The organism is Microbacterium sp. KKR3/1, assembly GCF_021272365.1.
In the GTDB taxonomy this organism is placed as follows: domain Bacteria; phylum Actinomycetota; class Actinomycetes; order Actinomycetales; family Microbacteriaceae; genus Microbacterium; species Microbacterium aurugineum.
Map to the genome: position 1 here is coordinate 99343 of NZ_JAJSDW010000003.1, position 14808 is coordinate 114150.

Annotated in this window: 15 protein-coding genes; 11 read left to right on the top strand and 4 right to left on the bottom strand. The window is 69.6% G+C overall.

Translation table 11 applies throughout. The annotated features are described in order from the left end of the window. Positions 1-264, top strand: coding sequence for an HPr family phosphocarrier protein (locus LVJ59_RS15345; protein ID WP_232763683.1), 264 nt, complete (start codon positions 1-3; stop codon positions 262-264). 9 nt (positions 265-273) lie between these two features. On the opposite strand, the gene LVJ59_RS15350 is transcribed toward LVJ59_RS15345, so the two are convergent. Next, a complete protein-coding gene (locus LVJ59_RS15350) occupies positions 274-2196 on the bottom strand; it encodes a PRD domain-containing protein (RefSeq protein WP_232763684.1) in 1923 nt (640 codons plus the stop codon). A gap of 165 nt (positions 2197-2361) precedes the next feature. Between LVJ59_RS15350 and LVJ59_RS15355 the strand changes: the two genes are divergently transcribed. From LVJ59_RS15355 to LVJ59_RS15400, 10 genes are all read left to right on the top strand, one after another. Continuing rightward, entirely contained in the window at positions 2362-2679 is a 318-nt protein-coding gene (locus tag LVJ59_RS15355; protein WP_232763685.1) for a hypothetical protein, read from the top strand. After that, positions 2676-2957: an HPr family phosphocarrier protein gene (locus tag LVJ59_RS15360; protein ID WP_047523581.1), complete on the top strand. Its 282-nt coding sequence runs from the start codon at positions 2676-2678 to the stop codon at positions 2955-2957. Before LVJ59_RS15355 ends, LVJ59_RS15360 begins: the two co-directional genes overlap by 4 nt. Beyond that, on the top strand, positions 2954-4639 hold the full coding sequence (gene ptsP / locus LVJ59_RS15365) for a phosphoenolpyruvate--protein phosphotransferase (RefSeq protein ID WP_232763686.1): 1686 nt from the start codon (positions 2954-2956) through the stop codon (positions 4637-4639). Before LVJ59_RS15360 ends, ptsP begins: the two co-directional genes overlap by 4 nt. Further along, on the top strand, positions 4636-6264 hold the full coding sequence (locus LVJ59_RS15370; protein ID WP_131492684.1) for a PTS mannitol transporter subunit IICB: 1629 nt from the start codon (positions 4636-4638) through the stop codon (positions 6262-6264). The genes ptsP and LVJ59_RS15370 overlap by 4 nt, the downstream gene beginning before the upstream one ends. Continuing rightward, positions 6261-6695 carry a PTS sugar transporter subunit IIA gene (locus LVJ59_RS15375; protein WP_047523583.1) on the top strand — a complete coding sequence of 145 codons (435 nt, stop codon included), beginning with the start codon at positions 6261-6263 and terminating at the stop codon, positions 6693-6695. Before LVJ59_RS15370 ends, LVJ59_RS15375 begins: the two co-directional genes overlap by 4 nt. Next, entirely contained in the window at positions 6692-7849 is a 1158-nt protein-coding gene (locus LVJ59_RS15380) for a mannitol-1-phosphate 5-dehydrogenase (protein ID WP_232763687.1), read from the top strand. The genes LVJ59_RS15375 and LVJ59_RS15380 overlap by 4 nt, the downstream gene beginning before the upstream one ends. An 85-nt stretch (positions 7850-7934) precedes the next feature. Further along, positions 7935-9227, top strand: a complete 1293-nt coding sequence (locus LVJ59_RS15385) for an NAD(P)/FAD-dependent oxidoreductase (protein WP_232763688.1) — start codon at positions 7935-7937, stop codon at positions 9225-9227. Beyond that, the gene (locus LVJ59_RS15390) at positions 9224-10174 is read left to right on the top strand and encodes a bile acid:sodium symporter family protein (RefSeq protein WP_232763689.1); all 951 of its coding nucleotides are present in this window, start codon (positions 9224-9226) and stop codon (positions 10172-10174) included. Before LVJ59_RS15385 ends, LVJ59_RS15390 begins: the two co-directional genes overlap by 4 nt. Further along, a complete protein-coding gene (locus LVJ59_RS15395) occupies positions 10174-11139 on the top strand; it encodes an SDR family oxidoreductase (RefSeq protein WP_232763690.1) in 966 nt (321 codons plus the stop codon). Before LVJ59_RS15390 ends, LVJ59_RS15395 begins: the two co-directional genes overlap by 1 nt. A gap of 9 nt (positions 11140-11148) precedes the next feature. Continuing rightward, entirely contained in the window at positions 11149-11895 is a 747-nt protein-coding gene (locus tag LVJ59_RS15400; RefSeq protein WP_232763691.1) for an alpha/beta hydrolase, read from the top strand. A gap of 30 nt (positions 11896-11925) precedes the next feature. Here the strand turns inward: LVJ59_RS15400 and LVJ59_RS15405 are convergent, their stop codons facing one another. The 3 genes from LVJ59_RS15405 to LVJ59_RS15415 are packed head-to-tail and all read right to left on the bottom strand — an operon-like array spanning position 11926 to position 14783. Continuing rightward, positions 11926-13041, bottom strand: coding sequence for an adenosine deaminase (locus LVJ59_RS15405; protein WP_131492691.1), 1116 nt, complete (start codon positions 13039-13041; stop codon positions 11926-11928). Positions 13042-13092: 51 nt separating this feature from the next. Further along, a complete protein-coding gene (locus tag LVJ59_RS15410; RefSeq protein WP_047523596.1) occupies positions 13093-14388 on the bottom strand; it encodes a thymidine phosphorylase in 1296 nt (431 codons plus the stop codon). Then, on the bottom strand, positions 14385-14783 hold the full coding sequence (locus LVJ59_RS15415; RefSeq protein ID WP_047523598.1) for a cytidine deaminase: 399 nt from the start codon (positions 14781-14783) through the stop codon (positions 14385-14387). Before LVJ59_RS15415 ends, LVJ59_RS15410 begins: the two co-directional genes overlap by 4 nt. Between the last annotated feature and the right edge of the window lie 25 nt (positions 14784-14808).

A 14808-nucleotide genomic window follows, 5' to 3' on the forward strand; every position in this document is an offset into this window, starting at 1 on the left:
ATGCCGGTCCGACGCGTCATCGTCAGCGCCCACAACGGCGTGCACGCCCGTCCGGTGGCGGAGCTGGTGCGTCTCGCGCAGTCGCACAGCACACCCGTGACCCTGCGGACGGAGGACGGCACCACCGTCGACCTGAGCAGCGTGCTGGCCGTGATGGACCTCGGCATCTCGTCCGGGGATGCGGTGGTGCTCGAGACGACGGCCTCCGACACCGCGGAGGCCGTCCTCGATCAGCTCGTCGAGGTGCTCGCCCCGCGGGGGTGACGGCGGGGGTCAGCCGTCGATCACGGCGACGAGCTCATCGAGGAACGCCTCGAAGGTCGACCCCCGACGGACGATCCGCTGCACGCTCTCGCGTTCGCTGAACACCTCGACCAGCTGCTCGAACACCGTCTGGAACGCCGCGCGGTCGCTCTCGCTGAACGCGGCGAGCGCGACGACCTGCACCCGGCCGTCGCCCCAGGCGGCCGAGCCGTCCGCCACCCCGATCGCGATGGCAGTGCGGGTCGCTGTCATCTGCAGCGCGTGCGGGACGGCGAGCGCATCGGTGAACGCGGTCGATGACATCCGCTCGCGCACGATCGTGTTCTCGATGTAGTCCTCGCCGATGAGCCCTGCCTGCACCAGCAACCCCCCGAGGCGGCGGATGATCGCCTCTTCCCCCTCGTCCGGCAGCGGGAACACGTACGCGTCCGCCAGGAAGTAGCGGGCGAGCTCGCCGCGGAGGCGGGTGAGCCGTCGTCCGCGGCGCACCCGGGCGGCGGCCTGCTGGATCCGGTCGACGTCGGCATCGGTCAGGAACGGCTGGATCCGGACGAAACGGTCGCCCGCCTGACCCGGCTCGATCGTGCTGAGCACGAGGTCGGTGTCGAAGGACGCCCAATCGGGGTCGACGTTGGTCACGACGGTGGTGACCTCGATCGCCGACCCCAGCGAGCGGTCGACACTCGAGCGGAGCAGCTCGTGCAGCTCGTGATACCCGGGGCAGACGATCGTGGCCGTGAGGATCGACTCGGCCTTGCGGCTGCGCTCCAGCCTCCCGCCCACGTGCATCGCGATGTACGCGATCTCGTCGTCGTGGATGGGCGTCCCGACGCGGTCGTGGAGGCCGCTCGCGATAGACACCGCCACTTCGAAGATCATCGGATAGGTGGTCTTGAGCGAGCGGGTGAGCGGGTTGCGCGTCAACGCGCTCTCCTCCGCTCGTCGCAACAGGTTCTGCACGTGCAGCGCGAGCCGGAGCACGAACGTCTCGTCGACGAGGTCCACCTCGAAGTCCTCGGCGGCTCTGCTGATCTCCGCACGGACGGCGGCCTCGACCGCGGGGTCCACCCCGCTGCGTGCCACCTCGCGGGTCGCGTCCTCCCCCGGCGCGACGATGCGGGTCAGGACGAGGGAGGCGAGGTGACCGCTGTCGCCCTCCCCGAGCACGACTGCGAAGTGCTCGGACGCCAGCCGGGCGATGACCGCACCCACCCGGGGGATCTCCTCCCGCGCACCGGCCGGTGAGGAGTCGAGCGCGTGTCCGGCGGCGACACGCTCCGCCGCGATGGCGATGTGGAGGAGGACGTCGGCGATCGCGAGCTCGTTCACGTAGTAGCCGAGCTCGCCCAGCTCCCGGACCAGCGCGGACTTGAAGGGACCCACCGCGCTGGCGGCGACCGCGGACCCCGAGAGGGCACGACGGAAGGTCTCGGGGTGGAAGGAAGCGTCGTCCATCTCGTCGTGGGCGAGTCGGCTGAGAAGACGTCGTTGCGCGGCCTCGTCGCCGCGGAGTCGCACGTTCTCCCGGTCGCGCTCGAGCACGAGCTCGGTGCCGTCGAGCAGACCCCGCACGCGGACCAGGTCCGCTTCGAGGGTGGCCTCGCTGACATGGAGTTCGTCTGCGGTGTCGAACACGTCGATCCCCGCCGGCACATCCAGAAGCCGCCGCACGAGCGTGTGCAGACGGTCACGGGGTGCGGATTCCCCGGCCTGTCGCCTCCGGAGCGCTCCACGAGCCCCGGGTCCCGCGCGGTAGCCCGCCGGAGAGGACTCGATCACGTCGGCACCGGGCGACCGCGCGTTCAGAGCGGCGACGTAGGAGCGGATGCTGCGCGGGGTGACTCCGAGCAGATCGGCGAGGCTGCCCGCCGTCGCCCAGCCCTCTTGTCGCAGCAGCACGGCGAGGAGCTGGTCCTGACGCTGGCGCGACATGAGCCTTCCCTTCCCGCGTGCTGACCGCACTGTCTCGACGTGGTCTCCATGATGTCAGCTTGCCGACGCGCTCGGGCGGAAGGCGCTGTTCCGCGGGGGCGGAAAGGAACGTGTTGGCGCAGGATCCTTCCGGTTCACAGACTGTTCTCAGGAAGGTGGGAATCGATGAGGATCCTCGTGGTGTGCGGCGCCGGCGCGTCGAGCACGTTCGTCGCACAGCGGCTCCGGAGTGCGGCGGCGGCGGCCGGACTCGGCTGGGAGGCGACGGCGGGGATGGAGAGCTCCGTGTCGGACTCCGATGTCGACCTCGTCCTCGTCGGCCCTCACCTGGGCGACCGGCTGGAAGCCATCCGCGCCCGTGCGCACGCGCCCGTCGCGGTGCTCCCCGGGGATGTCTTCACGGACCGGGACGGCTCCCGCACCCTCGTCTACGCCCGATCGATCCTCGCCGCCGCCGGCGACACCCCGAAAGGAACATCATGACCGCCACCCGCACCGTCCGGATCGGCTCCTCCCACGGATTGCACGCCCGCCCGGCGAAACTCTTCGCGCAGGCGGCGAAGGACTCCGGCGTCGCCGTGACGATCGCCAAGGATTCGGGCAAGCCGGTGAATGCGGCGAGCATCCTCGGTGTCATCGCCCTGGCGGTCGAGTACGGCGACTACGTGACGCTCACCGCCGAGGGCGACGGTGCCGAGGGCGTGCTCGACACCCTCACCGAGCTCCTCACCACAGACCATGATCAGGAGGCAGCCGGATGAGCGAGCTGCGGGGTGTGGGGATCGGTCTCGGAGTGGCACAGGGACCGGTCATCCGCATGTCCGAAGCGATGCCCGCTCCGGAGAACACGCCGAGCACCGCCGGAGCAGACGCCGAGCGCACCCGTGTGCACGAGGCCGTCGCGACCGTCGCCCGGGAGTTGAACGAGCGCGGCCGGACCGCAGGAGGCTCCGCTCAGGAGGTGCTCGAGGCCCAGGCGATGATCGCCGAAGATCCGACACTCCAGGACGAGGTCGACACCCGCATCGATGCCGGCGCGACCGCCGAGTGGGCCGTGCACGACGCCTTCGCCGGCTTCCGCGCGACGCTCGAGGCCGTCGGCGGCTACCTCGGCGAGCGCGCCGCCGATCTCGATGACATCGCTCAGCGTGTGCTCGCGCACCTCCGCGGCGTCGAGGCGCCTGGTGTCCCGAACCCCGGGCACCCGTTCGTCCTGGTCGCACGCGATCTCGCCCCGGCCGACACCGCCCTGCTCGACCTGGATCAGGTGCTCGCACTGATCACGACCGACGGCGGGCCCACCTCGCACACCGCGATCCTCGCCCGGGAGAAGGGCATCGTCGCGATCGTGGGCGTCGCGGACGGCGCGCAGCTGATGACGGGTGAGACGGTGATCGTGGATGCGGCCGCGGGCGTCGTGACCCGCGAGCCCACCGACGAGCAGAAGAGCCGCGCCACGGAGCGCGCGGCCGCCCGTCGTGCAGCCGACGCCGCTCCGCTGACTCCCGGCGCCCTCGCCGACGGCACGCCTGTCGCGCTGCTCGCGAATCTGGGGAAGCCCGCAGACGCCGCGGATGCGGTCGCTCGGGGGGCCGAGGGCGTCGGGCTCTTCCGCACCGAGTTCCTGTTCCTCTCCTCGGCTCAGGCGCCGACGGTCGCCAAGCAGCGCGAGTCCTACCGCGAGCTGCTGGCCGCGTTCCCCGGCAAGAAGGTCGTGGTGCGGATGCTGGACGCCGGCGCGGACAAGCCCCTCGCCTTCCTCAACGACGCCCACGAGGAGAATCCTGCGCTGGGGCTCCGGGGCCTTCGTGCCCTGCGAGCGAGCGAGGACATCCTTCGCGAGCAACTGACGGCCCTCGCCGAGGCGGACGCCGAGACCGAGGCCGACCTCTGGGTGATGGCCCCCATGGTCGCCACCGTCGAGGAGACCAGGTACTTCACGGATCTCGCCCGCGAGTACGGGCTCACGACGGCCGGCGTCATGGTCGAGATCCCGGCGAGTGCTCTGCTCGCCGACCGCGTGCTGGCGCACGCCGATTTCGCCTCGATCGGCACCAACGATCTGACCCAGTACACGATGGCGGCGGACCGCATGCTCGGCTCCGTCGCCGGCTTCCAAGACCCCTGGCATCCTGCCGTCCTGCGCCTCGTGCGCGAGGTCGGCGATGCGGGAGCGCGTCTCGGGAAGCCCGTCGGCATCTGCGGCGAAGCGGCGGCGGACCCTCTGCTGGCGGTCGTGCTCGTCGGGCTCGGCGCCACGAGCCTCTCGATGGCCCCGTCCGCGCTGGCCGACGTGCGACACGCACTCTCCGAACACACCCCGTCCGAGGCGCGGAGCCTCGCCGAAGCCGCCCTGGCCGCTGACGATGCCTCCTCCGCCCGAACCGCCGTGGCGACGCTCGCCGCGGAAATCACCCTCCACAAGAAAGAGACGACATCATGACGACGACGTCACCTGCCGCCACGAGAACCGGCGGCGTCCGCGTAGGAGTGCAACGCTTCGGCACGTTCCTCTCCGGCATGATCATGCCCAACATCGCGGCCTTCATCGCCTGGGGCTTCATCACGATGCTCTTCATCCCGAAGGGCTTCTTCGGAGCCGAGAGTCCCTTCGGCTGGCACTGGGCCGGCGTCGCCGAGATCATCGGCGGTGGCGGCGACTCCGCCGTCCTCGGCTGGCAGGGCGCGATGACGGCCGTCACCGAGAGTGCCGACGGAAACGTCCTGGCCTACGTCGGCCTCGTCGGCCCGATGGTCACCTACCTGCTCCCGCTGCTGATCGCGAACACCGCCGGCCGCATGGTCTACGGCGAGCGCGGCGGAGTGGTCGCCACGATCGCGACCGTCGGCGTGATCGTCGGCACGAACATCCCGATGTTCCTCGGCGCCATGATCATGGGGCCGATCGCCGCCTGGATCATGAAGCAGGTGGACCGCCTGTGGGACGGCAAGATCCGCCCCGGCTTCGAGATGCTGGTCAACAACTTCTCGGCGGGCATCCTGGGCATGATCCTCGCGATCGTCGGGTTCTTCGCCTTCGGGCCCGTCATGCTCGGCATCAGTGCCGTGCTGGGGACAGCCGTCGACTGGCTCGTCACGCTCAACTTGCTGCCGCTGGTGTCGATCATCGTCGAGCCGGCGAAGGTCCTGTTCCTGAACAACGCCATCAACCACGGTGTGTTCACCCCGCTGGGCATCGAGCAGGCCGCGGAGACCGGCAAGTCGATCCTCTTCCTCATCGAGGCGAACCCCGGGCCCGGGCTCGGCCTGCTGCTGGCATTCACCTTCTTCGGCGTAGGCGCTGCGAAGGCCTCGGCCCCCGGAGCGGCGATCATCCAGTTCTTCGGCGGTATCCACGAGATCTACTTCCCGTACGCGCTGAGCAAGCCGACCACGATCCTCGCACTCATCGCGGGTGGCGCGGCCGGTGTCACCACGAACATGGTCCTCGGCGGCGGCCTGGCCTTCCCCGCGGCCCCCGGCAGCATCATCGCGGTGACCGCCGCGGCCATCGGACCCGGTGTCGGCAACCTCCTCGTCGTGTACCTGTCGGTCATCGTCGCCGCGACGGTGACGTTCCTCATCACCGGCGTCATCCTGCGGGCCTCGCGCAAGCGCGACCTCGAAGCCGAGGGCGATTCCTTCGGTGCCGCGATCGCACAGACCGAGGCGAACAAGGGCAAGTCGTCCGCCGCGATGGACGCGCTGCGCACGTCGACGGCGACCACGGCCTCCGCGGCCGCCCCGAGCACCACCGCGGTCGCGACCACTCCGATCGAGCGCATCGTCTTCGCCTGCGACGCCGGTATGGGCTCCTCCGCCATGGGCGCGAGCGTCCTGCGGAACAAGCTCAAGAAGGCGGGCATCGAGGACATCACGGTCACCAACCAGGCGATCGCCAACCTCGACGGCACGGCCGACGTGGTGATCACCCAGCAGCAGCTCACCGAGCGCGCCACGGCCAAGTCGCCGGACTCGGTCCACGTGTCGGTCGACAACTTCATGAACTCGCCCAAGTACGACGAGGTCGTGGACATGGTGCGCGAGCAGCGAAAGGAAGCAGAATGAGCGTTCTCACCCCCGAACAGGTGCGCATCCATCCCGGAAGCGCGACCAGGGACGAGGCCCTGCAGGAGGCGACGGACATCCTCGTGGCCGCCGGAGCCGTCACCCCGGCCTATGTCGACGCGATGCGACAGCGCGAGGAGACGGTCTCGACCTTCATGGGCAACGGACTGGCGATCCCGCACGGCACCAACGACGCGAAGGACGCGATCCTCGCCTCCGCGCTGTCGGTCGTCCGCTACGACGGCGGGGTCGACTGGTCAGGCGATCCCACGACGTTCGTGATCGGCATCGCCGGGGTCGGCGACGAGCATCTGGAGATCCTCTCGCGCATCGCGATCCTGTTCTCCGAGGAGGATGACGTGGCTCGGCTCTCCGCCGCTCAGACACCGGAGGCGCTCTACGCCCTCCTCTCGGAGGTGAACGAGGGATGAAGGCGGTCCACTTCGGGGCCGGCAACATCGGTCGCGGTTTCGTCGGTCTGCTGCTGCGCCAGGGAGGCTACGAGGTCGTGTTCTCCGACGTCGCCGATGCCCTGGTCGACGCGATCAATGCGACCGCCGAGTACACCGTGCACGAGGCCGGCCCCGGAGGGACCGATCACGTCGTCACCGGCTTCCGCGCCGTCAACAGCCGCACCGATCCGGCCGTCGTGGCGGAGGAGGTCGCCTCGGCCGATGTCGTCACGACCGCAGTGGGGCCGACCGTGCTGCGGTTCGTGGCACCGTCGATCGTGGCAGGGTTGGCTCTCCGCTCCCCCGATGCCGCGCCGCTGCAGGTCATGGCCTGCGAGAACGCGATCGGGGCCACCGACCTGCTGCGCCGCGAGGTCGTGGCCGCGGCCGGGGCAGATGCCGACCTGCTGCTCGCGCGCGCCGTCTTCGCGAACACCGCGGTCGACCGCATCGTCCCGGCGCAGCCGGCGGACGGCGGCGTCGACGTCACGGTGGAGCCATACTACGAGTGGGCCATCGAGGCCGGCCCGTTCGGCGGCGCGCTGCCGAACATCCCCGGTGCCCACTTCGTCGACGACTTGGCGCCGTACATCGAGCGCAAGCTCTTCACCGTGAACACGGGGCACGCCGCCACCGCATACTTCGGCGCACGCGCGGGTATCGAGCGCATCTCGGATGCCCTGGCCGACCCGGCGATCGCCTCGAGCGTCTCGGCCGCGCTGGAGGAGACCTCGGCAGTCCTGGTGGCCGACCACGGGCTCGACCCCGCTGACCTGGCCGCCTATCGGGCCACCATCCTGGACCGCTTCCGCAATCCCGCGCTCGTCGACACCGTGCAGCGCGTCGGCCGTCAGCCGTTGCGCAAGATCTCGCGACACGAGCGCTTCATCGGACCCGCCGCGATGGCTGCGGAACGCGACCTGCCGACGGATGCGCTCGTCGCCGCCGTCGCCGCCGCGCTCGAGTTCGATGACCCCGCCGATGAGCAGTCGGTCGAACTGCAGGCGCTGCTGCGCACCGAGCACGCCACGGCGTTCACGACGCGCACGACGGGACTCGATCCCGAGCACCCGCTGTTCCCTCGCGTGCGCGACGCCGTCGTGGACCGGCAGCAGCACCTCCGGCCCGACTGATCCACGGATCTCGACGCCCCCGCCCACCGGATACGATCGGTGGACGGGGGCGTTTTTTCGAGCACAGCGACGTGCGGGGAGCATCATGAACAGATATGCCGTCATCGGGGCGGGACCATCGGGGTTGGCGGCGGCGCGTGCGCTCCACCGGCGCGGTATCGGGATCGACGGGTACGAGGCGTCCCACGGCGTCGGCGGGCTGTGGGACATCACGAACCCACGCAGCACGATGTACGAGTCGGCGCACCTGATCTCCTCCCGCACCACGACCGAGTTCTCGGAGTTCCCGATGCGCACCCGGGTCGACTACCCCGGCCACCGCGTGCTGAAGGAGTACTTCCAGGAGTACGCCGATCGCTTCGGGCTGACCGACCTGTTCCGGTTCGAGACCACGGTCACGCGTCTCGAACCGCGCGACGGCGGGTGGGACCTCACGAGCAGCGGCCCCGACGGCGAGGAGACCCGCTGGTATGCCGGGGTCGTGCTAGCGAACGGCACCCTCGCGGAACCGAACGTGCCCTCGTTCCGCGGCGAGTTCACCGGCGAGCTGCTGCACACCAGCGCCTACAAATCCCCGGAGATGCTCCGGGGCAAGCGGGTGCTGCTCATCGGCGCGGGCAACTCCGGCTGCGACATCGCGGTGGACGCCGTGCATCATGCCGACTCGATCGATATGAGTGTCCGCCGCGGGTATTACTTCGTGCCGCGCTACCTGTTCGGCAAGCCGAGCGACACCCTCAACCAGGGGCGCCCCCTGCCGGCGCGGATCAAGCAGGCTGTCGACAGCCGCGTGCTGCGTGCGTTCACGGGAGACCCCGTGCGGTTCGGATTCCCTCGGCCCGACTACCGCATCTACGAGTCTCACCCGATCGTGAACACCCTCATCCTCAACCACCTCGGGCAGGGCGATCTGCGCATCCGTGCGGACATCGATCGCTTCGACGGGAAGACCGTGCACTTCCGCGACGGGGGTTCGGACGAGTACGACCTCGTGCTGCTGGCGACCGGCTACACCCTGGACTATCCGTTCGTGGATCGCGAACACCTGCACTGGCGCGGCGCGTCGCCTCGGCTGTTCCTCAACGTCTTCCCCGCCTCCTTCAACGGGTTGTACGTGATGGGCATGATCGAGGCCTCCGGGATCGGCTGGCAGGGCCGGTACGAACAGGCCGACCTGCTCGCGACCTACCTCGACGCCGCAGAGCACGACCCGGCGCGGGCCGCACGCTTCCGCGAGCGCGTGACCGGCACGGCGTGGCCGGACACCTCCGGCGGCTATCACTACCTCGGCCTCGACCGGATGGCGTACTACGTCAACAAGGACGCCTATCGCAGCGCGGTGCGACGCGAGAAGAGCGCACTGGAGGCCTCGGCATGAACATCGACGACGTCGTCCTGTCGTTCACGCCCGGCACGCTGACGATCCTGAACGTGGTGTTGGGGCTGATCATGTTCGGCATCGCCCTGGACACCTCGCCACGCGACTTCCGTGTGGTGGCGAAGCACCCGAAGCCGTTCGTGATCGCGATCCTCGCGCAGCTGCTCCTGCTGCCCGTCGCGACGTTCCTGCTGACCCTCGTGCTGCCCATCCCCCCGTCGATGGCGTTGGGGATGATCCTGGTCGCGTGCTGCCCGCCCGGCAACATCTCGCAGGTGCTGACACATCGTGCCGGCGGCAACGTCGCGCTCTCGGTCTCCCTCACCGCGGTCGGGAACCTCATCTACATCTTCGCGATGCCCCTCAGCATCACGTTCTGGGCTTCCCTGCATCCCACCGCCAGCGCCCTGTTGCGCGATGTCTCGCTCGACCCCTGGCGGATGCTGCTGGAGATCTTCCTCATCATCGGTCTCCCCTTCGCGGTGGGACTGCTCCTCCGCGCGAAAGTGCCGGGGATGAGCGCGCGGGTGCAGCCGTTCGTGAAGTGGTTCAGCCTGATCGCCCTGCTCGGGTTCATCGTGGCGGCGCTCATCGGCAACTGGGCGGTCTTCGTGCAGGTCCTGGGTGTCATCCTGCTGGTCGTCGCCGTCCACGACGCCGTCGCGCTCGCACTCGGCTACGGCACCGCCGTCGTGGGCGGCCTCGGCACCCGTGAGCGCAAGGCGATGACGTTCGAGGTCGGCATCCGCAACGCCGGCCTCGGTCTGGGCCTGGTGTTCCTGTTCTTCGACGGGCTCGGAGGCATGGCCGTCGTCGCGGGCTGGTGGGGCATCTGGGACATCATCGCGGGTCTCGTGCTCGCCGGGCTCTGGGCCCGCCACACGCGACACCGCACCGGGACGACGACCGGAGACAGCAGCGGCCGCGCACCCATCGAGGCCGCCTGATGTCGCGGGTGCTCATCACCGGCGGCGGAGGCTTCCTCGGGTCGCATGTCGCCGAGGCCCTCGCCGCGCGCGACGATGTCGAACTCGTCGTCGCCGCGGACCTGCGCCCGGGCACGCCGCGCGACGGCATCATCGACGAGACACTGGATGTGACCGATCCCGCCGCCATCGCTCCGACGCTCCGGAAGCACCGGATCGACACCGTCGTGCATCTGGCGGCGATCGTCAATCCGGGTCGCGACGTCGCCCTCGAGTACCGCGTCGACGTGACCGGCTCGGCCAACGTCCTCGCCGCGTGCGTGGACGCCGACGTCCACCGCATCGTCGTCTCCAGCTCCGGCGCCGCCTACGGCTATCACGCCGACAACCCGGACTGGATCGAGGAGGACCAACCGCTGCGGGGCAACGACGCCTTCCCGTACGCACGGCACAAGCGTCTGGTGGAGGAGATGCTCGCCGAGTATCGTACGGCCCACCCGGAGCTCGAGCAGGTGGTCTTCCGCATCGGCACGATCCTCGGTCCGTCCGTGCGGAATCAGATCACCGCGCTCTGGGACGCAAGGCGGATCCTTCGCATCGCCGGTTCGGATTCCCCGTTCGTCTTCGTCTGGGTGGACGATGTCGCCGCAGCGATGGTCCGTGCGGCGACGGACGGCCCGCCCGGGATCTTCAACGTCGCCGGGGACGGACGCATGACCGTGCCGGAGATCGCGGCTCGACTGCACAAGCCCGAGCTCGTGGTCCCCGCCCGGGTGCTGGCCGCGGGTCTCCTGATCGGACAGACACTTCGCCTCACGGAGCACGGACCGGAGAAGGTGCCTTTCCTCCGCTATCGACCGGTGCTGGCGAACGGACGTCTGAAGAACGAGTTCGGATACACACCGCGACGCACGACCGCTCAGGCTTTCGAGGAGTACCTCCGCACGCACCCTGCCGTCGCCGGTGAGGGCCGCGCCGCGGAGTAACGTTGACGCGTGAAGAAGACTCGTGGCCGTCGCATCCTGAAGCGCGTTCTGTGGAGCCTGGCGATCGTGGTGGTGCTCGTCGTCGGCGGCGTCGTGGCGTGGAGCCAGATCGGTGTCATGGCCGCGGAGCCCGAGCCGCTCGCGACAGTGCAGGAGAACCCCCAGATCACGGTGACGGATGCCGATCAGGGCATCGTGCTCGAGCCGGTGGACGGCGAGTCCGACGTCGGGCTGGTCTTCATCCCCGGGGCCAAGGTCGACCCCTGGGCCTATGCCGCCATCCTCCAGGGCCTCGCGGAAGACGGTGTCACGGTCGTGATCACCCGCCCCTGGCTGAATCTGGCCTTCTTCGACCCTCGGGGCCTCGATGCCTTCACGTCCGCCGCTCCGGAAGTCGGTGCGTGGGCCGTCGGAGGACACTCGCTCGGTGGTGTGCGCGCCTGCCAGCTCGCCCCGGACGCCGATGCGCTGGTGCTGTTCGGTTCCTACTGCGCCAACGACCTCTCGCAGAGCGGGCTCCCGGTCCTGAGCATCTCGGGAAGTGAGGACGGCCTCTCGACGGCGGACAAGATCGCCGATGCACGCGATGAGCTGCCTGCGGATGCCGAGATGGTCGAGATCGACGGCGCCTCTCATGCCTCGTTCGGCGACTACGGGCCGCAGGACGGCGACGGCACCCCGACGATCTCCTCCGAGGAGATGCATGCGGAGGTCACGCGCCTGGTCGACGAATTCCTCGCACCGCTCGCCCCCTGAGCCTCAGCCCGCGAGGCCTGACGCGTCCGATCAGATGTCGAAGCCCTCGGCGATCAACTCGACGAGCTCTTCCCGCTCCTCGACCGGGAGGAAGGCGGCTGCGGCGGCGTTGAACTGGAACGTCTCGAGGTCGTCGAGGTCGTACTCGAAAGTCTCGACGAGCAGCGCGAGCTCGCGCGTGAGCGAAGTGGCGCTCATCGTGCGGTTGTCGACGTTCACGGTCACGGAGAAACCGAGCTGGTACAGCAGGTCGAACGGGTGATCCGCCAGCGTGTTGCCCCAGGCCGCGATCGCCCCGGTCTGCAGGTTCGAGGACGGCGACAGTTCGAGCGGGATCTCGCGGTCGCGGACCCACCGGGCGAGGTCGCCGAACTGCACCTGCACCTCATCGCCTTCCTGCGTCACGACCTGGAGGTCCTCGGCGATGCGGACGCCGTGGCCCAGTCGCAGCGCACGCCCGTCCAGCAGAGCCGAACGGATCGACGCGAGCCCCGCGGCCTCTCCCGCATGTACGGTCACCGGGAAGAACTTGCCGGCGAGATAGTCGAACGCGGCGCGATGATTCGACGGCGGGAAGCCGTCCTCCGGCCCCGCGATGTCGAACCCGACGGCGCCGCGACCGCGGAAGTCGACCGCCAACTCGGCGATCTCCCTGGCCCGATCGGTGTGGCGCATGGCCGTGATCAACTGGCCGACGCGGATGCTCCTACCATCGCGGTCGGCGGCGTCCTCGCCCTCTTCGATACCCTGCTGCACCGCTTCGACGGTCTGCTCGAGCGTGAGTCCACGGGCCTGGTGCTGCTCCGGAGCCCAGCGCACCTCGCCGTAGACCACACCATCGGCCGCGAGGTCCTGGACGAACTCGCGCGCGACGCGGGTGAGCCCTTCCGGGGTCTGCATGACGGCGGTCGTCAGGTCAAAGGTCTTGAGGTACTCCACCAACGACCCCGAGTCGCTCTGCTTCGCGAACCAGGCGCCGAGCGCCGCGGGGTCGGACTTCGGTACCTCGAGGCCGATCGCGTCCGCCAGCTCGATGATCGTCGCGGGGCGCAGGGCACCGTCGAGATGATCATGCAGCGACACCTTGGGGAGGCTCCGCAGGGAGACGCCCTGCAGCGTGACATCGCCGTTCGCGTCGATCGACATGGTGATCCTCCTCCGTCGCGGATGTGCTCAGTTCAGGCTAGCGGTCCGCAGTCACGCCGTGATGCGCTCGCGCACGATGGGACCGGCCTCCGGCACCTCGCCACCGATCGCCCAGGCGCCCTCGAGAGCTTCGATCGCGCGGGGGAAGCGGGCCTCGTCCGCCGCGGACAGCGTGAAGAGCGGCTGCCCGGCGGTGACGCGGTCGCCCGGCTTCGCGTGCAGGTCGATTCCTGCCTCGAAGATCACGGGGTCCTCAGCCCTGGCACGGCCCGCACCCAGTCGCCAGGCGGCGACGCCGAACGGGAGCGCGTCCAGACGCGTGAGCACACCGTCTTCCGGGGCGGTGACGACGTGCGTCTCGCGTGCCGTGGGCAGCGGGGCGTCGGGGTCTCCATCCTGCGCGCGGATCATCGCCTTCCAGGTGTCCATCGCGCGCCCGTCGTCGAGGGCGGCCTCCACGTCGGCGTCCGGCTGTCCGGCAAGTGCGAGCATCTCCCTCGCCAGGGCGAGCGTCAGCTCCCGCACATCGGCGGGACCACCGCCGGCGAGGATCTCCACCGACTCGCGGACCTCGTTGGCGTTGCCGATCGCGAGTCCGAGCGGGACGTTCATGTCGGTCAGGAGCGCGGTGGTCGCCACGCCCGAATCGGTGCCGAGCGCGACCATCGTGCGGGCGAGCTCGCGGGCACGATCGATGTCCTGCATGAAGGCGCCGGAGCCGAACTTCACGTCCAGGACCAGCGCGTCCGTTCCCTCCGCGATCTTCTTCGACATGATGCTCGAGGCGATCAGCGGAATGGCTTCGACGGTTCCGGTGACGTCGCGGAGCGCATACAGCTTCTTGTCGGCGGGGGCGAGCCCCGAACCGGCGGCGCAGATGACCGCACCGACGTCGCCCTGCATCTGGGCGAACATCTCCTCGTTGCTGAGCGCCGCGCGCCAGCCCGGGATCGACTCGAGCTTGTCGAGCGTGCCGCCGGTGTGACCGAGACCGCGGCCGCTGAGCTGCGGGACGGCGACACCGAAGGCCGCGACGAGAGGCGCGAGCGGAAGCGTGATCTTGTCCCCGACACCGCCGGTGGAGTGCTTGTCGACGGTCTTCTTGCCGAGGGAGGCGAAGCTCATCCGCTCCCCCGAGGCGATCATCGCGTCGGTGAGCACGCGGATCTCGTCGCGCTCCATCCCCCGCTGGAAGACGGCCATCGCGAACGAGGCCATCTGCGCGTCCGAGACGTAGCCGCGCGTGTACGCGTCCACCATCCAGCGCAGCGCGGCCTCGGGGACCGCGCCTCCGTCGCGCTTGGCGCGGATGACATCCACCGCGTCGAAAGGCTCCACCGTCGTCATCGTGCGTCCTCCAGGTCGCGCGGCCCGAATGCATCGGGCAGCACCTCATCGATCGTGCGGATGCCGGAGACGGTCTCGAGCAGCATCCCGGGCATCGCGTGCTCGAACAGAAGCTGACGGCAGCGGCCGCACGGCATGATCGTCTGCCCTTCGTTGTTCACGCACACGAAGGCGACGAGCTGGCCGCCACCCGACATGTGCAGGTCTCCGACGAGCGCGCACTCCGCGCACAGCGTCACCCCGTAGGAGGCGTTCTCGACGTTGCACCCGGCCACGATCCGCCCGTCCCCGACGAGAGCGGCCGCCCCCACGCGATAGCGCGAGTACGGCGCGTACGCCTTCGTCATGGCTTCCGTGGCGACCTGGCGCAACTCATCCCAGTCGATGTCGGTCATTGCGATACTTCTCTCTTTCCCCGCA